General features: G+C 64.5%; 15 protein-coding genes. 5 read left to right on the forward strand and 10 right to left on the reverse strand.

Going from position 1 to position 16,381, the window contains the following annotated elements; all coding sequences use genetic code 11:
- Window positions 1-135: 135 nt before the first annotated feature.
- The 9 genes from dacB to V0R59_RS17075 form a co-directional block, all read right to left on the reverse strand.
- Window positions 136-1,590 (reverse strand): D-alanyl-D-alanine carboxypeptidase/D-alanyl-D-alanine endopeptidase, encoded by a 1,455-nt coding sequence (gene dacB / locus V0R59_RS17035; protein ID WP_330074581.1) that lies wholly within the window; start codon window positions 1,588-1,590, stop codon window positions 136-138.
- A 247-nt stretch (window positions 1,591-1,837) separates the two neighbouring features.
- Window positions 1,838-2,179: a YggL family protein gene (locus V0R59_RS17040; RefSeq protein ID WP_330074582.1), complete on the reverse strand. Its 342-nt coding sequence runs from the start codon at window positions 2,177-2,179 to the stop codon at window positions 1,838-1,840.
- A 72-nt stretch (window positions 2,180-2,251) separates the two neighbouring features.
- Window positions 2,252-5,926, reverse strand: coding sequence for a transporter substrate-binding domain-containing protein (locus V0R59_RS17045; RefSeq protein ID WP_330074583.1), 3,675 nt, complete (start codon window positions 5,924-5,926; stop codon window positions 2,252-2,254).
- Window positions 5,923-6,549: a response regulator transcription factor gene (locus V0R59_RS17050; protein ID WP_330074584.1), complete on the reverse strand. Its 627-nt coding sequence runs from the start codon at window positions 6,547-6,549 to the stop codon at window positions 5,923-5,925. The genes V0R59_RS17045 and V0R59_RS17050 overlap by 4 nt, the downstream gene beginning before the upstream one ends.
- A 238-nt stretch (window positions 6,550-6,787) precedes the next feature.
- The gene (locus V0R59_RS17055; protein ID WP_330074585.1) at window positions 6,788-8,119 is read right to left on the reverse strand and encodes a deoxyguanosinetriphosphate triphosphohydrolase; all 1,332 of its coding nucleotides are present in this window, start codon (window positions 8,117-8,119) and stop codon (window positions 6,788-6,790) included.
- Window positions 8,120-8,184: 65 nt separating this feature from the next.
- Entirely contained in the window at window positions 8,185-9,348 is a 1,164-nt protein-coding gene (locus V0R59_RS17060; protein WP_330074586.1) for an EAL domain-containing protein, read from the reverse strand.
- 86 nt (window positions 9,349-9,434) lie between these two features.
- On the reverse strand, window positions 9,435-9,773 hold the full coding sequence (locus V0R59_RS17065) for a hypothetical protein (RefSeq protein ID WP_330074587.1): 339 nt from the start codon (window positions 9,771-9,773) through the stop codon (window positions 9,435-9,437).
- A complete protein-coding gene (locus V0R59_RS17070; RefSeq protein WP_330074588.1) occupies window positions 9,770-10,138 on the reverse strand; it encodes a phage holin family protein in 369 nt (122 codons plus the stop codon). Before V0R59_RS17070 ends, V0R59_RS17065 begins: the two co-directional genes overlap by 4 nt.
- Window positions 10,139-10,148: 10 nt before the next feature.
- On the reverse strand, window positions 10,149-10,463 hold the full coding sequence (locus V0R59_RS17075; protein WP_330074589.1) for a DUF883 family protein: 315 nt from the start codon (window positions 10,461-10,463) through the stop codon (window positions 10,149-10,151).
- A 298-nt stretch (window positions 10,464-10,761) separates the two neighbouring features.
- On the opposite strand from V0R59_RS17075, the gene V0R59_RS17080 reads away from it, so the two are divergent.
- Window positions 10,762-11,970, forward strand: a complete 1,209-nt coding sequence (locus tag V0R59_RS17080; protein ID WP_330074590.1) for an ammonium transporter — start codon at window positions 10,762-10,764, stop codon at window positions 11,968-11,970.
- 49 nt (window positions 11,971-12,019) lie between these two features.
- On the opposite strand, the gene V0R59_RS17085 is transcribed toward V0R59_RS17080, so the two are convergent.
- Window positions 12,020-13,978: a monovalent cation:proton antiporter-2 (CPA2) family protein gene (locus tag V0R59_RS17085; RefSeq protein ID WP_330074591.1), complete on the reverse strand. Its 1,959-nt coding sequence runs from the start codon at window positions 13,976-13,978 to the stop codon at window positions 12,020-12,022.
- A gap of 167 nt (window positions 13,979-14,145) precedes the next feature.
- Here V0R59_RS17085 and V0R59_RS17090 point away from each other — a divergent pair, with 167 nt between their 5' ends.
- From V0R59_RS17090 to V0R59_RS17105, 4 genes are all read left to right on the forward strand, one after another.
- Entirely contained in the window at window positions 14,146-14,382 is a 237-nt protein-coding gene (locus V0R59_RS17090) for a glutaredoxin family protein (RefSeq protein WP_330074592.1), read from the forward strand.
- A gap of 117 nt (window positions 14,383-14,499) precedes the next feature.
- Complete coding sequence (locus V0R59_RS17095) at window positions 14,500-14,931, forward strand: D-Ala-D-Ala carboxypeptidase family metallohydrolase (RefSeq protein ID WP_330074593.1); 432 nt, start codon at window positions 14,500-14,502, stop codon at window positions 14,929-14,931.
- 94 nt (window positions 14,932-15,025) lie between these two features.
- Window positions 15,026-15,337: a transcriptional regulator gene (locus tag V0R59_RS17100; protein WP_330074594.1), complete on the forward strand. Its 312-nt coding sequence runs from the start codon at window positions 15,026-15,028 to the stop codon at window positions 15,335-15,337.
- A 50-nt stretch (window positions 15,338-15,387) separates the two neighbouring features.
- Complete coding sequence (locus V0R59_RS17105; protein WP_330074595.1) at window positions 15,388-16,269, forward strand: pseudouridine synthase; 882 nt, start codon at window positions 15,388-15,390, stop codon at window positions 16,267-16,269.
- Window positions 16,270-16,381 lie beyond the last annotated feature (112 nt).

Below are 16,381 nucleotides of genomic sequence, written 5' to 3' on the forward strand. Positions count from 1 at the left end.
CCCCCCCGTAACCACTCGCCGCCCGCGCGCGCGGGGGGGGGGGGCCCCCCCGCGGGGGGGGGGTCTTATAACTATCGCCATCGCGGGTGAACCCGCTCCCACAGGGACTGCGTTGCTCTTTAGATAGCCGACATTTCAGGGCTGGCTGGCGATCGCTGCCTTCGGCTGCTTGTACAAGTCCAGCAACACCTGGTCGAGTACCGCCGAGGCGCCCCACGGCCGCGGATCATTGAGGATCGCCGTGACCGCCCAGGTCGTGCCGTTGCTGTCGCGGCTGAAGCCGGCAATCGCACGTACGGTATTCAGCGTGCCGGTCTTGATATGGGCTTCACCGGCCATGGCCGTGCGCTTGAGGCGCTTGCGCATGGTCCCGTCCATGCCGGTCAGTGGCATCGAACTAATGAACTCGGCGGCATACGGGCTCTTCCACGCGGCCTGCAGCAGGGTCGCCATCTCGCGGGCGCTGACCCGTTCGGCACGGGACAGGCCGGAGCCGTTCTCCATCACCAGGTGCGAGGCCGTGATGCCTTTCTTCGCCATCCACTGACGCACCACGCGCTGCGCGGCACGGGCGTCGTCACCATCGGCGTCGGTGCGGAAGCGCGCGCCAAGGCTCAGGAACAACTGCTGGGCCATGGTGTTGTTGCTGTACTTGTTGATGTCGCGAATGATCTCCACCAGGTCCGGGGAGAAGGCGCGGGCCAGCAGGCGCGCGCTCTTCGGTACTTCCTCGACGCGGTCGCGGCCCTGGATGCTGCCGCCCAGCTCGTTCCAGATCGCCCGCACCGCACCGGCGGCGTAGGTCGGGTGGTCGAGCAGCGACAGGTAGGTCTGCGAGTTGCAGCCGTCGCCGAGCTGGCCGGTCACCGTGACGCTGACGCCATCAGGCTGGACCACCGGGTTGTAGCGCACGTCGCCACTGCACTGCTTGCTGGCCACGGCCTTGACCTGGTTGTCGATGCGGATGCTGGCGATCGGCGGTTCCACCGACACCAGCACTCGGCCGCCGTCGTTGCGGGCGACGAAGCGCAGGGCCTTGAGGTTGACCAGCAGCGAGTCGGGCTTGACCAGGAACGGCTTGTTCTCGTCACCGCCATCATCGTTGAACTGCGGCAGTTGCGGCTGGATGAAGTGGCTGCGGTCGAGCACCAGGTCGCCGGTGATGGTCTGCACGCCGTTGGCGCGCAGGTCGCGCATCAGCAGCCATAGCTTCTCCATGTTCAGCTTGGGATCGCCGCCGCCCTTGAGGTACAGGTTGCCGTTGAGCACGCCGTTGCTCAGCGTGCCGTCGGTGTAGAACTCGGTTTTCCACTGGTAGGTGGGGCCGAGCATTTCCAGGGCGGCGTAGGTGGTCACCAGCTTCATGGTCGAGGCTGGGTTGACCGAGACATCGGCGTTGAAGATGGTCGGGGTACCGGGGCCGTTGAGCGGAATCATCACCAGCGACAGCGCCGAATTGTCCAGTTTGTTGCTCTTGAGGGCCTGTTGCACCTTGGGTGGCAGGCTGGTGTTGACGGGAACGGCGTGGGCCGGCAGGGCGAGGGGCAGCAACAGGCCGGCGAACAGCAGAGAACGGAGGGATGGGGTCATGAGTACTGAAAACCCTGCGCAGGAAGGCGGAAATGAAACGGGGCTTTACAAGATGATGGCCCCGGTTGAAAAAATGATAGCGCGCATTATGCCCCAAGCCCGGAGCGGCGTGGGTCGGGGAGGGAGGGTTTTGTCGGGTTTTGTGGAGTGTCCGTGAGGGACATTTCCGACAGGCATGAAAAAGCCACCCTCATGAGGGTGGCTTTTCAGCAGGAACCGGACAGAACCCTGTCGCGGCTCCACACGATCACTGGGCGTTGATCGGGGTATCCGGATACCAGGCGTCCAGCAGCGGGCTGATGTCGATCTTGGTCAGCTCGTTGCGGCCTTTCAGCCAGGCTTCAACGCTGGCGCGCTGTTCCTCGGTTACCGAACCGCGCTTGGCCGAGCAGACCAGGCCGAAGTCTTCGCCGCCAACATAATCCAGACCATTGGCGTCCATGGCTTCAGCCAGGAAAGCGTCCAGGAAGGCATCGATCGCCTCGTCGGACAGGTCTTCCTTGAACTCCAGGTTCAGCTCGAAACCCAATTCCTGGAACTCGCCCACACACAGCTTTTTGCGCAGACGACGGGAACGGTTGGTAGCCATGAAAACAATCCTCTAGGTAATAACGGTGCGCAGTCTAACAGCTCGGACGCCGGGATGCCTGCCTGTCTCGCCTCACTCCTGGTTTTGCTCGTCGGGTTCCTTTGCCGGCGGCAGGCCTGCCAGGGTTTGCCGCAAGGTCTCGTCGACCCGTTTCATCTGCTGCAGCACCTGGCGCTTGCGCCGCCTGATCACCGGCTCGGGGGCGAAGCGTGCGCAGACTTCCTCGAGTTTCTCGCAGGCCAGCATCAGCTCCTCGGCCTGGACGATCCGCGCTACCCCGAGTATCTGGTGGGCGACGTTCTTCAGCGGTTGCGGGTTGCCATGGGTATCGATGGCACTCAGCCGTTGCTGGTCCTCCGGGCTGCTGCGCAGCAAAGTCTCCAGCAGGCGGCGCAACTCTGTCGGGCAGTCGCCGATGATCGGCTCCAGGCCCTTGAGGTCGAGTCGAGCGGGGGCGCTGCGCTCGCCGCGTCGTGGTGCCACGGCGGCCAGGCGCTGGCCGAGGGTATGCAGGCCGATGGGCTTGAGCAGGCAGTCGTCCATGCCGGCCTCCTGGCAGGCGGCATGGACTTCCGGCTGGGCATTGGCGGTGTAGCCGAGAATGGTACAGGGCGTGCGTTCCTGCTGGCGCTCCTGCTCGCGCACCGTGCGGGTGAACTGGTAGCCGTCCATGCGTGGCATGTTGCAGTCGACGATCAGCACGTCGAAGTGGCCCGCCTGCCACAGGACCAGGGCCTGTTCGCCACTGTCGGCGCAGTGACAGTGCACGCCGAGGAAATCCAGTTGCTGCGCCACCAGTTGCAGGTTGGCCGGATGGTCGTCCACCACCAGCACCTGCAGGCTGGCGCTGGGTGCTGGTGGCGCCAGCTCCTGCGGCTTTGGCTCGCAGGATTCCGGCAGGCTGCGCAGGGGCAGGCTGATGCGGATCTCGGTGCCTTCCCCAGGCTTGCTGAACAGGCTCAGCTTGCCGCCCATCATTTCGCACAGGCTGCGGCTGATCACCAGGCCGAGTCCGGTACCGCTGCGGGCTTGCGGGCTGTCCGGTTCGATCTGGGCGAAGGGTTGGAACAGGCGCTGTTGATCGTCGGCGGAGATACCGATGCCGGTGTCGCACACCGAGACTTCCAGTTGCAGGTCGTCGCGGTTGCCGTCGCCGGTTGTGGGCAGGCTGGAGATGGCCAGGTCGAGCTTGACCTGACCCCAGGTGGTGAACTTGATCGCGTTGCTGACCAGGTTGGACAGCACCTGCTTGAAGCGCAGCGGGTCGAGCAGCACGTCGCGGTGCGCGGTGCGGGAGATGGCCAGGCTCAGTTCCAGGCCTTTCTGCCGGGCCAGACCATCGAACACCTGGCCCACCGACTGCACCAGCTCCGCCGGATTGACCCGTTCCGGACACAGGTTGAGGTGGCCGGACTCGATGCGGGCGATGTCGAGGATGTCGCCCATCAGCGACAGCAGGTCCCGCGCCGAGCGGTAGGCGACTTCCAGGGCCGGGCGGTCCATGTCCGTGTCACCGGCACGTTTGAGGGCCAGTTCGAGCATGCCGATCAGCGCATTCATCGGCGTGCGGATCTCGTGGCTCATGGTGGCGAGGAACTTGCTCTTGGCGCGGTTGGCGGCATCGGCCTGCTCTTTGGCCAGGCGCAGATCCTGGATCAGCTGGCGCCGCTCGCTGATATCCAGCCAGCCGCCGATGATGCCCTTCACTTCTCCGAGGGAGTCGCGATAGGGCAGGATCCAGTGGTAGATGGTCCGTTCGGCATCCTTGAGCCGCAGCGGTCGGTCGAGGATCAGGGGGCGGCCTTCCTTCATCACCCGCAGGTAGTCGGCCTGGATCTTGGCGGCATCGTCGCCGCCACTGCGCAGCGCTTCATGGATCGATTTGCCGAGCACGACATCCAGTTCCACGCCGACGGCCTGCAGGTAGCTGTCGTTGCAGGTCTGCAGCAAGCCCTCACGGTCGCGTACGTAGATCGCGTGGGGCGTGCCGTTGACCAGGGCGCGCATGAATTCAAGCTGGTCGTTGAGGGCCCGGTCGGCCGCCTCGCGCTGTTTCATCTGGCGCCGCATCCAGGCGTTCCAGGCCAGGGACAGGAGCAGCAGGACCAAGGTGCCGAGGATGATCTTGAGGATCGCATGCTGGTGGTTCTGCCAGTAGGAATAGGTGCCGCCGTTGTAGCCGCGCCAGCGGCTGTTGATGTTGTTCATTTCCTCGGGATCGATGCTGGTCAGGGCCTTGTCGAGGATCGAGGCGAGTTCCGGGGCGTTGCGCGAGGTGGCCAGGGAAAAGGTCGCCGGGACGTCGCTGACCGTGGCACGGATCACCAGGTCGCGGTGGGTGGTGAGGTTGAAGTTGGCATTGATCAGCGCCATGACCATGCCGTCCACCTGGCGGTGCACCAGCATGCTCGCGGCTGCCGCGGCGTCCTCGGTGGACACCAGCTGGATGTCCGGGTAGCGCTGGCGGATGCCTTCGTTCAGCAGGTTGCCGCGGGTCACGGCCAGGCGCCGGCCCTGCAGCTGTTCCAGCGACTGGGGCGCGTCCTTGCCGTCGCGGGTCACCAGCACATAGGAGTTTTCCAGGTAGGGCCGGCTGATGGCCAGCGCCGCCTTGCGCTCCGGACTGGTGGAAATGGCGGCGATCAGATCGGCGTGGCCATGTTCGACCTGGTCGATCATGTCGCTGATGCCGTTGCTGCGCTTGATCTCGAAGTGCAGGCCGGTGCGCAGGCGGATCAGCTCCAGCAGGTCGGCGGCGATGCCTCGCAGGTTGCCCGACTTGTCGAGGAAGGTCAGGGGGGCGGCGTGCTCGTCGACCGTGACCCGCACCACCGGGTTTTTTTCCAGCCACTGTTCTTCACTCGGCGACAGTTGCAGCTTGCGGTCGGTGAGCAGGATGCTGCTGCCCGCGCTCCAGCGTTGGAAAATGCTGGCGCGGGTGGTGCTGGTGACGGCTTCAAGGGTCTTGTTCACCAGGGTCAGGAGGGTCTGGTTGCTCTGGTGCACGGCGAAGCCAAAGCCCATGGCCTCGTGCTTGGCGAAATTGGCCATCTTCAGGTTGCGCAGGTGGCTCTGGTTGAGCAGGTAGTGGGTCGACAGGGTGTCGCCGAGGAACACGTCGGCCTGGTCGAAGGCCACCGCATTGAGGGCATTGTGGTAGGCGCTGTAGGTGCGGATGCTGGCGTAGGGGTAGGTGGCGCGCACCTCGGCCAGCGGCAGGTAGTGCTCGATCATGCTCAGGCGCAGGCCCTGCAGGCCGGTGTCCAGGGGGCGGGTCTCGTTTTCCCGGGTCACCAGCACCGGCTGGTCTTCGGCATAGGGCTGGGAGAGAACCACGCCCGGTACCGCGAGATCGTAGCTGTTGGCGCTGCCGAGCAGGTCGATGTCACCGTTGACCAGCGCCTGCAGCGCCAGGTCGCGACTGTGGAAGCGGCGGATCTTCACCGGCAGGCCGAGGGTGGCGCCGAGCAACCCGGCGTAGTCGGCGGTGACCCCTTCGTAGTCGCGGCCGCTGGCGGTCATGTCGAACGGCGGATAGTCCGGCGCCGACGTGCCCAGCACCAGTTCGCGGTGGGTGTGGATCCAGGCCTGCTGGGCCGGTGTCATGGCGATCCGCAGTGGCACCTGGGCGCTGCGGCTGAGCAGCTTGAAGTTGTCTTGCGCGGCTTCGTCGGCCTGCACCCGGCCCAGGCCGACGAGGAGCAGCAGGCCGCAGAGCAGGATCCTGGCGAGCATGGCGGCCGTCATACCAGTTCGTTGCGTTTGGCCATTTCGATCAGTTCCACCAGCGAGCGCACCTTGAGCTTTTGCATCAGACGTTTCTTGTAGGTGCTGACGGTCTTGTTACTCAGGAACATGCCTTCGGCAATTTCCTTGTTGCTCCTGCCCTGGGCAAAAAGTTGCAGAACCATCAACTCTCGATCATTCACCGACTTGAACAGTTCTATTTCTTCCGAGATTTCAATCTGTTGGCGAAACGGGACAATGGCCTGGCTGGGGAAATAGTTGTAGCCGGAAAGTACCGCCTTGATTGCACTGAGCAACTCACTCAGGTCTTCCTGTTTGCATACATAACCACAGGCGCCGGAGAGCATGCAGCGAATGGCGAACAGTGCGGGGGATTGTGCGGTGAGCACGAGGATCTTCAGCGACAGCGACATGGTATTGAAGCGCGACAGCACTTCCAGTCCGTCCAGTCTGGGGATGCCGATATCGAGGATGACCAGGTCGGGCGGGCTTTCGCGGACCATCTGCATGGCGTCGACGCCGTTATCGGACTCGCCGGCGATGCGATAGCCTTCGTTCTCCAGCAGCATTCGCAAGGCCAGGCGTATGACAGGATGGTCATCGACGATAAATACAGAGTGCATGCTCAATCTTCCAAAGGAACTCATGGTGAAGGCGGCACCATAGCCCAGATGAGAAGGCTGCACATAAATAGAGTGGGGTAGAGCTTTAATATAGGAATTTTCCTACTTTGTATTTGCTTATTGGCTACAAAGTTCCTTGCGAAGTTTCCAGGTTTATTGTCGGAAGATACCGGCAAACAGCCATGTTCCATTCGTCGATGCCCGGCCCGCGAACGGGGCCGGGCGGCAGCGGGCGCATTCAGATCGGGCTGGAGCGTCCAGTCATTTCCCGGGCCATCTCGCTGGCGTAGCTGTCGGTCATGCCGGCGATGAAATCGATCATGCGCAGGAAGGCGCTGTGCAACGAGGCGTTCGGGTCGGGGGCGTTGTTGCCGAGCAGGTCGAGGATGCGCCGGTGCTTGAACGACGGCGTGCGCCCACCGTGCTGTTCGAGGGCCGCGCCGCAGAAGGAGTTGAGGAGGATTTCCAGGGTGGTGTAGGCACCGATCTCGTGGAGGGTCTTGCGCTTGTCCTGGAAGATTTTCTTGCGGGCGATGTCCTTGGCCTGCAACACGCAGCGCTTGGCCGGGCCGTCCATGTGCTCCACCAGGTCGCCCTGCAAGGTACCCGCCAGCAATGCCGGCTGCTGCTCGACGAAGGCCCGCGCGGCGGCGTTGGTCAGGTGCTCGATGGCCTTGCCGCGCAGGATCGCCAGCTTGCGCCGGCGCGAATCCTGCGGGCCGAGCTGGCGATAGGTCTCCGGCAGGTCGTCGCCGACCAGGCCGAGCAGCAGGGCCTCCACCTCGGCGTAGTCCAGCAGTTCCATCTCCAGGCCGTCTTCCAGGTCGATCAGGGCGTAGCAGATATCGTCCGCCGCCTCCATCAGGTACACCAGCGGATGCCGTGCCCAGCGCTGGTTTTCCAGAAGTGGCAGGTCGAGCTTGTGGGCGATCTGCTCCAGCAGCGGCAGTTCACTCTGGTAGCAGCCGAACTTGTGCTTCTTGTAGCCCAGGGAGTCGGCGTGGCGCGCGGTCCATGGGTATTTCAGGTAGGTGCCGAGAGTGGCGTAGGTCAGCCGGGTACCGCCGTCGAACTGGTGATATTCCAGCTGGGTGAGGACCCGGAAACCCTGGGCATTGCCTTCGAAATTGAGGAAGTCGGCTCGCTCGGCATCGCTCATGGCGTCGAGCCAGCCGCGCCCGGCGGCCTGCTGGAACCAGTGGCGGATGGCGTCCTCGCCGGAATGACCGAAGGGCGGGTTGCCGATGTCGTGGGCCAGGCAGGCCGACTGCACGACCATGCCCAGGTCGCTCGGCGCGCACCAGTCCGGCAGGCATTCGCGCAGGGTCTCGCCGACGCGCATGCCCAGGGAGCGGCCGACGCAGCTGACTTCCAGCGAGTGGGTCAGGCGCGTGTGGATATGGTCGTTGCTGGTGACCGGGTGGACCTGGGTCTTGCGCCCCAGCCGGCGGAAGGCGCCGGAGAAGATGATGCGGTCGTGGTCCTTGTGGAACGGACTGCGGCCAAGCTCTTCGGGGCTGTGCAGGGTCTTGCCGAGGCGTTCGCGGGTGAGCAGGGTGTGCCAGTCCAAGGCCGGGTCTCCATCATTGCGAGTTCAAGGGCCTAGCTTCCCGTGTCGGGCCCCTGACCGCAAGTTCAAAGTCCGGCGGCGTCGACGTCGATCAGCAGCAGGCGGCGTCCGCCATCGAAGAACTGCCCGGCGGTGAGGCAGTACTGGTTGCTGGTGGCGTCGCGGTAGGTGCTGGAGAGGATCAGCCGGCGCTCGGTCCAGCCCTCGGCGAGCAGGTGATGGAAGTAGGGGCGCCATGACCAGTTGTGCCCCAGGTAGCTGGAGTCGACGTGCCAGCGTTGCTGGCGCCATTCCAGGTTGGGCGTCAGTTGGGTGCCGTGGGGATCGCAGAGGAAAAAGCGCAGCAGCCAGGGGTAGGCCTGCAGGTCGGGGAGCTTTTCCAGCGGCGCGTTGCTCAGCACCCACTGCTGCAACTGCGGCATCAGTTCCACCAGTTGCTGGCGGCGCTGCATCAGTCGCGTGCGTTCCGCCAGCTTGCCTTGCACATAGTTTTCCCGCAGGCGGGCGAAGCGTTCGGCAAAGGCGTTTGCCGGAAAGAAGCCGGGTTCGGCACCGGCGAAGAGAAAGCCTTGCAGGTAGCGCGCCCCGCATTCCAGGGCGAAATTCAGCTCGGCCTCGGTCTCCACACCCTCGGCGATGATCCAGCAGCCGGTCTTCTCGGCCATCTGCGCCAGGGCCTTGACCACTTCGCTGCTCGGCCCGCCGCGGGCAGCGGCCTGGAACAGGCGCATGTCCAGCTTGAGGATGTCGGGCTGCAGCGACAGCACCCGGTCCAGTTGCGAATAGCCGGCGCCGAAGTCATCGATGGCGACCCGCGCGCCGGCTTCGCGGTACTGGCGCACCACCATGGCCAGGCGGTCGCGATCGCCGCCGGTCTCGGTGATCTCGAACACCACGCGTTGCGGGTCGATGCCCTGCTGGCGCAATTGCGTGAGGCTCGGCAGCGGCTCGCCGGGTTGCAGCTCGCTGACCCAGCGCGGGGAAATGTTGAGGCTCAGGAACCAGTCGTCCGGGGCCTGGTGAAAATGCTTGAAGGCCTGTTCCCGCAGGGTCCGGTCGAGTTGCAGCAAGTCGGCGGAGGGGATGTTCGGATCGTTGAACAGCGGGCCCACCGAACGCAGCGTGCCGTCACCCTGGCGCAGGCGCCCCAGGGCTTCGACGCCAGCGATACGGCCAGTGGCGGTGTCGATGAACGGCTGGAAACAGGCGAGCGGTTGCTCGACGGACACGGCGACTCCTTGTTGTTGTAGACGCTTGAGGGCGGCACGGACCGCCCGGTCATCTTTCTGCAAGAATGCCGCCAGTTGCCCCGGGGCTACCTGGGCGGTTGCTGCATGAACAGGCGGATCAGTGGCAAAAGGCTACTGGTCAGCTTGGTCAGTCGCCCCAGGTTGCCACTGCGTGCGCCTTTGCCGGTGATGAAGCCGAGCAGCACCACCGCACCGATGCCCCACAATGGCGCATGCTTGATCCCCAGCCCGCCTTGCAGGGTGCCATGCAGGTTGTCACCCATGCTGCGCAGGCGGGTCAGGGGTTGCAGGGCGTTGCTGGCTTCGTTGCGGATTTCCTGGCGATGCATTTCCAGGCGCAGGCGTACCATGGCCTTGCGCAGCTCGCGACGGTCGTTGGTGTTGGGCAGTTCAGGCAGGCTCATGGCAACAGGCGCTCCCGGTCCTTGGCGATTTCTTCGAGGGTGGCGCGGAAGGGCGACAGCTCGTCATACACGGCGGCGCGCAGGCGCAGGGCGCAGAACAGCGCGGCGGCGCCGTAGAACACGCAGAGGCCGATGATGCCGGCCAGGCGATAGGTGTCCCACAGCAGCACCAGCAGCAGCGCCGACAGCGCGGTCAGCAACAGCAGGGCGAAGACCAGTGCCAGGCCGGCGAACAGCAACAGGTTCAGGGTGGTGCGTTTCTGCTCCTGCAACTCGATGCCGAACAGTTCGACATGACCGTGCAGCAGCCCGAGGATGGCGGCGCCGAGGCGCCGCGAGGAGGAACCGGGGGTTTGGTTTTCCATGCCCCGGACCTCAGCGCCGACTGGCCAGCAGACCAATCAGGAAGCCCACGCCGGCAGCGATGCCGATGGATTGCCAGGGGTTGCTCTGCACGTAGTCTTCGGTGCTGGTCAGCGCCGCCTGGCCGCGCTGGCGCAGGTCCTGGTTGGTCTGCTGCAGGGTTTCCCGGGCGCGCAGCAGGTTGTCGTGGATCTGCGCGCGGAGTTCGTCGGCCTGGTCGCCGGCGAGGGTGGCGGTGTGTTCGAGGAGTTTCTCGGTGTCGCGCACCAGGGTCTGGAAATCGGCCATGAGGATTTCCTGGGCGGTCTGTGCCTGTTTGCTTGCCATACGGTTCTCCATGAAGGGTGGGCAGTTGAATTTTCGAGTGCCGGGTGTCGCCGAAGGTTCAGTGCGATGGCGCTGGTACAGCAATTGCTTCGCTGTGGTGCGCCTGGCCTGGCGTCTGCGCCGTTTCCGGGCGCAGGCCTGTCTGGCTGGCCGTTCAACCATAACTCAATTCAAGACAAACCCAGGAAAAATCACCTCGTGCGTGGTGGAAGGGCATCCGGCTGATCCAGTCTGGTGCGACCAGGAGGGCCTTCGAACCGCTTTGGTGCTTTTTTCGTTCAGCAGGTCTGCCGCCCTCATGGAAAATTTGCAAAGCGCCGTGGATTCCCTGGTCCAGGGCTCCAACACCTTGTTCATCCTCCTCGGAGCGGTCATGGTCCTGGCCATGCATGCCGGCTTCGCCTTCCTCGAAGTGGGCACCGTGCGCCACAAGAACCAGGTCAACGCGCTGTCGAAGATCCTCAGCGACTTTGCCGTGTCGACCCTGGCCTATTTCTTCATCGGTTACTGGGTCTCCTACGGCACCCATTTCCTGCATCCGGCAGCAACCCTCGGCGCCGAGCATGGCTATGGCCTGGTGAAGTTCTTCTTCCTGCTGACCTTCGCTGCGGCGATTCCGGCGATCATCTCCGGCGGCATCGCCGAGCGGGCACGCTTTGCCCCGCAACTGTGCGCGACCCTGCTGATCGTGGCGTTCGTCTACCCGTTCTTCGAAGGCATCGTCTGGAATGGCAACTTCGGGGTGCAGGCATGGCTGGCGGCGACCTTCGGCGCCGGTTTCCATGACTTCGCCGGCTCCGTGGTGGTGCACGCAATGGGCGGCTGGCTGGCGCTGGCGGCGGTGCTGTTGCTGGGGCCACGCAACGGTCGTTATCGCGAAGGACGACTGGTGGCCTTTGCACCGTCGAACATCCCGTTCCTGGCCCTGGGGTCGTGGATCCTGATCGTCGGCTGGTTCGGCTTCAACGTGATGAGCGCGCAGACGCTGCCGGCGGTGAGCGGTCTGGTGGCGGTCAACTCGCTGATGGCCATGGTCGGCGGCACCGTGGCGGCGCTGCTGGTCGGTCGCAACGACCCGGGCTTCCTGCACAACGGCCCGCTGGCCGGGCTGGTGGCGATCTGCGCCGGTTCCGACCTGATGCACCCGGTGGGGGCGCTGTTGACGGGGGCGGTGGCGGGGGCGCTGTTCGTCTGGTGTTTCACCGCGACGCAGAACCGCTGGAAGATCGACGATGTGCTGGGCGTGTGGCCACTGCATGGCCTGTGTGGTGTATGGGGCGGGATCGCCTGCGGTATCTTTGGCCAGCAATTGCTGGGTGGGCTGGGTGGCGTGAGTTTCGCCAGCCAGGTGATCGGCAGCCTTGCTGGCGTGGTGATGGCGCTGGCGGGCGGGTTTGCGGTGTATGGAGCGATCAAGGCCGTGCACGGGCTGCGCTTGAGCCAGGAAGAGGAGTACTACGGGGCGGACCTGTCGATCCACAAGATCGGTGCGACCAGCCAGGACTGACACGAGCCTTCAGCGCACCTCAAGTGCGCTGAAGGCCCGAGACAGTGCTTCAGCGTCCCGCCAGCAAGCGCGCCTCGCATGCCTTGATCGCCGCTATCGGCCCGCACACCAGCACCGAATCCCCGGCATGCAGGCAGGTGCCGGTGTTCAGCGCCAGCTCGTTGCCATTGCGCTGCACCGCCTGCAGTTCCACCCCGAGCTGTTCCAGGGTCAGGTCGTCCAGGCGCCTGCCGCAGGCGTAGGCGGTGGCAGGCAACTGCACCGCATGCATCAGCAGTTTCGGCTGGCCCTCGCTGTCCACCATCTCGGTCTGTGCGCCCTGGTAGAAGCCCTGCAGCAGGCGGTAGCGGCTCTGGCGCACCTCTTCCACGGTCTGGCGCACCCGCTCTTCCGGTACCCCCAGCATCACCAGGGCATGGGACGCCAGCATCACGCTGGATTCCAGCACCTCCGGCACCACCGCGCTGGCGCCGGCGGCACGCAGTTCATCGCGCAGGCTGTCGTCGCGGGTGCGTACCAGGATCGGGATCTGGCTGTTGCGATGACGCGCCGCCTTGAGCACGCTCATCGCCACCTCGGTGTTGTCTACGGCGATCACCAGCAGCCGCGACCGCTCAAGGCCGATGGCTTCCAGCAATTCCCCGCGCCGCGAGTCGCCGTAGTGCACGCAGTGCTCGCCAGCGGCGGCTTCCTGGACCCGCACCGGGTCATCGTCGAGGGCAATGAACGGTAATTGCTCGCGACGCAGGAAGCGCCCGATGGACTGGCCGACCCGGCCATAGCCGCAGATGATTACATGGCCATTGATGGCCGCGCTGCGCGCCTCGATCTCTTCCAGGTGCACTTCTTCGTTGGGCTTGCGGTGCAGGCGCAGGGCGATGGTCGGCGCGGCACGCAGCAGCAGGGGGGTGACCAGCATCGAGCAGAAGGTCGCCGCCAGCAGCAGGTGCCCCAGTGCTTCCGGCAACAGCTTGTTCTGCTGCATCTGCGCCATCAGGGCGAAGCAGAACTCGCCGCCCTGGGCCAGGGCCAGGCCGCTGCGCCAGGCGGTTTCCGCGTCGCTGCCACGCACCCGCACCAGGGCCGCGACCACGCAGCCTTTCAACAGCAGCAGGCCGAGGGTCAGGGCGAGGATCTCCAGGCCATGACTGGCGAACAGCTGCAGGTCGATGAGCATGCCGATACTGACGAAGAACAGGCCCAGCAGGATGTCGCGAAACGGCCGGATATCCGCTTCGATCTGGTGCCGGTAGTTGCTTTCGCCCAGCAGCATGCCGGCGAGGAACGCGCCCAGGGCCGGCGACAGGCCGAGCAGGTGGGTGAGCCAGGCGGTGAGCAGGACGATCACCAGCGCCAGCAGGACGAACAGCTCCGCCGAATGGGAGCTGGCCACTTCGTGGAACAGACGCGGCAGCAGCCAGCGGCTCGCCAGGAGCAGGCCGACGAACAGCACCACGGTCTTGGCCAGGGTCAGCGGCAGCGCCCAGTACCAGGCCTGGCCGCTTTCTCCGGCGAACACCGGGACCAGGGTCAGCAGCAATACAGCCACCACGTCCTGGAACAGCAGCACGCCAATGGCGTTCTGCCCGTGGCTGCTGAAGATCTCGCCGAGGCTGGTCAGCTCCTTGGACACGATGGCGGTGGACGACAGCGCCAGGCCGCCGCCGAGCAACAGCGCCGCAGTGCTCGGCATGCCCAGCAGCGACAGCATCCCGGCCAGCAGTACGCCGGTGCAGACCACCTGCAGGCTGCCTAGGCCGAACACCACCCGGCGCAGGGCAAGCATCTTCGACAGGGAGAATTCCAGGCCGAGGGAGAACAGCAGGAACACCACGCCCATTTCCGCCAGGTCGGGCAGTTCCTCGCTTTCGTTGACCCAGTCCAGCGCCGTCGGGCCGACGAACAGGCCGACACACAGGTAGCCCAACACCGGCGGCAATTGCAGCCGGCGGAATACCGCGATGACGACCAGCGACGACGCCAGGATGATCAGCAGGTTTGCGAACACGCCTCATACTCCCTGTAAAAAACAGCAAAAAAACGTCTAGCGTACAGCGCCTGCAAAGGCTGCCGATTGATCCAGGTCAATCTTTTCCTCTTTGCCGGGCGCGCCTCGACGGGGTTCGGGCCGAGTCCTAGAATGTGCACTTCGTTTATTTCGTATCGGTATTTTTCATGCTTCCTGAATGCCAATTGTTCGGCACCCTGGGTTGCCATCTGTGTGAAGTCGCCGAGGCGTTGCTCATGCCGCTGGTCGAGCATGGCCTGCTGGTCGAGCTGGTGGACATCGGCGAGGACGAGGCCATGGTCGAGCGCTACGGCCTGCGCATCCCGGTCCTGCGCCGTTGCGACAACGGTGCGGAACTGAACTGGCCGTTCGATGCCGACCAGGTGGTGGCTTTCCTCGGGTGACTGGCCTGGGTCACATCTTGATGCACAAGCACGCATGCATCGTTTCGGAGGCGGTTGGAGAATCCCCCTTTGCTGGCCCTGGCCAGCGCGGATTCCAACGCCAAAGGAGTGGCTCGCATGTTCCTCACCCCGCATTTCACCCTCGCCGAAATGACCACCTCGCAGATTGCCAATCGCGAAGGCCTGGACAACAACCCTGACAGCAAGACCATCGCCAACCTCGTCGAGCTGTGCAAGACCCTCGAACAGGTGCGCAGCCTGGTCGGTCAGCCCTTGCTGGTCAGCAGCGGCTATCGCAGCGTGGCGCTCAACCGCCGGGTCGGCGGTTCCGCCACCAGTGCCCATCTGCTCGGGCTCGCTGCCGACATCATCGCGGTCAGCCTGACGCCACGAGAGCTGGCCGAGCGCATCCGGGACAGCTCGCTGGCATTCGACCAGTTGATCCTCGAATTCGACGGCTGGGTACACCTGGGCCTCGCCGAACACCAGCAGCGCCGCCAGGTGCTGACCATCCGCCAGGGCACCGGCTACCTGCCGGGCCTGCAATGAATCGTGACGTCGATTGACGTTCAGGTCGTTCGCCTCCTATGCTGTATAAATATACAGTATGCGAGGCGGGCGGTTTCATGTCCGGAGAAGAATCATGGTCAACGTCGAACAATTGAAATCCAGCGTCAATCGCATGTCTGCGGACGAAATCGGCGAGGTCGTGCGCGAGTTGCGCCAGGAGGGTCTGGTCACCGACGACCGTACGCCGTTCGGCAAGGTCCATTTCAACACTTGCTTCGCCGAGATCGAAGCGCTGTTCCAGCGTGCCGGCTTCCACCGGCCGCTGGACGTGGTCGGTTACGAAGGGCAGGCCTATGCCTTGTACGACGCCAGTCGCTGGGAGGCGGTGGCGGTGTTGCGCTGGCTGAAGGCGACCTGTGACGGGATGTCGGCGGAGGTTGGCTGAGGCGGTGGGCATGCCGGATAATGGCCGACCCTTCAGTAGCGAGTGTGTCCATGAGTTCCTTCGATCCGGCCAAGCACCAGGCCAGTACCGTCTGCCTGCCGCCGGGCAACTGGGCCACCGTGCTGGACTGCCTGTGCGAGCATTTCCAGGCCATCGGTCGCGAGGTCTGGCTCGACCGCTTCGCCCGCGGGCGGGTGCTGGATGCCCAGGGGCAAGCCCTGGCGCTCGATCATCCCTATCGCCAGGGGCTGCGTATCCACTATTTCCGTGAAGTGCCGAACGAGAAGCCGATTCCGGTACAGGAAAGCATCCTGCATATCGATGAGCACCTGGTGGTGGCGGACAAGCCGCATTTCCTGCCGGTGACGCCGACGGGCGAGTATGTCGAGCAGACCTTGCTGCGCCGCCTGATCCGGCGTCTCGACAACCCCCATCTGGTGCCCCTGCACCGCATCGATCGGCATACGGCCGGGCTGGTGCTGTTTTCCGCCAACCCGCAGAGCCGTTCGGCGTATCAGCAGCTGTTTCCGACGCGGCGCATCGACAAGCACTACCAGGCCATCGCACCCGCCTTGCCTGAGTTGCAATTCCCCTTGGTACACAAGAGCCGGATGGCCAATGGCGAGCCATTCTTCCGCATGCGCGAGGTAGCGGGGGAGAGCAATAGCGAGACCGTGGCGGATGTGCTGGAGCGCAATGGCGGGTTGTGGCGCTACGGATTGTCGCCGGTGACGGGCAAGACCCACCAGCTGCGGGTGCACATGGCGGCGCTGGGGGCGCCGATCTGCAACGATCCGTTCTATCCGGAGGTGGTGCAGGGGGAAGATGATCTTGCCAAGCCATTGAAGCTGTTGGCGAAGAGCCTGCGCTTCAGTGATCCGTTGAGCGGGGAGGAGCGGTATTTCGAGAGTCGCCTGAGCCTGGATTGGTAGTTGGGTGCCGGAGCCGACAAGGTAGCGCGGCCCCTGTGGGAGCGGGTTCACCCGCGATTGCTATGGTGAATTCACTATCGTAATCGCGGGTGAACCCGCTCCCACAGGGGGC

Source organism: Pseudomonas ulcerans, from assembly GCF_036324125.1.
Taxonomy (GTDB): Bacteria; Pseudomonadota; Gammaproteobacteria; order Pseudomonadales; family Pseudomonadaceae; genus Aquipseudomonas; species Aquipseudomonas ulcerans.

What these genes read in the sequence shown, in the direction of transcription:
- V0R59_RS17090 (WP_330074592.1), top strand. Translation starts at nt 14,146, where the DNA reads ATGCTTCCTGAATGCCAATTGTTCGGCACCCTGGGTTGCCATCTGTGT.
- V0R59_RS17040 (WP_330074582.1), bottom strand. Translation starts at nt 2,179, where the DNA reads ATGGCTACCAACCGTTCCCGTCGTCTGCGCAAAAAGCTGTGTGTGGGC.
- V0R59_RS17050 (WP_330074584.1), bottom strand. Translation starts at nt 6,549, where the DNA reads ATGCACTCTGTATTTATCGTCGATGACCATCCTGTCATACGCCTGGCC.
- V0R59_RS17070 (WP_330074588.1), bottom strand. Translation starts at nt 10,138, where the DNA reads ATGGAAAACCAAACCCCCGGTTCCTCCTCGCGGCGCCTCGGCGCCGCC.
- V0R59_RS17065 (WP_330074587.1), bottom strand. Translation starts at nt 9,773, where the DNA reads ATGAGCCTGCCTGAACTGCCCAACACCAACGACCGTCGCGAGCTGCGC.
- V0R59_RS17080 (WP_330074590.1), top strand. Translation starts at nt 10,762, where the DNA reads ATGGAAAATTTGCAAAGCGCCGTGGATTCCCTGGTCCAGGGCTCCAAC.
- V0R59_RS17100 (WP_330074594.1), top strand. Translation starts at nt 15,026, where the DNA reads ATGGTCAACGTCGAACAATTGAAATCCAGCGTCAATCGCATGTCTGCG.
- V0R59_RS17075 (WP_330074589.1), bottom strand. Translation starts at nt 10,463, where the DNA reads ATGGCAAGCAAACAGGCACAGACCGCCCAGGAAATCCTCATGGCCGAT.
- dacB (WP_330074581.1), bottom strand. Translation starts at nt 1,590, where the DNA reads ATGACCCCATCCCTCCGTTCTCTGCTGTTCGCCGGCCTGTTGCTGCCC.
- V0R59_RS17105 (WP_330074595.1), top strand. Translation starts at nt 15,388, where the DNA reads ATGAGTTCCTTCGATCCGGCCAAGCACCAGGCCAGTACCGTCTGCCTG.
- V0R59_RS17095 (WP_330074593.1), top strand. Translation starts at nt 14,500, where the DNA reads ATGTTCCTCACCCCGCATTTCACCCTCGCCGAAATGACCACCTCGCAG.
- V0R59_RS17045 (WP_330074583.1), bottom strand. Translation starts at nt 5,926, where the DNA reads ATGACGGCCGCCATGCTCGCCAGGATCCTGCTCTGCGGCCTGCTGCTC.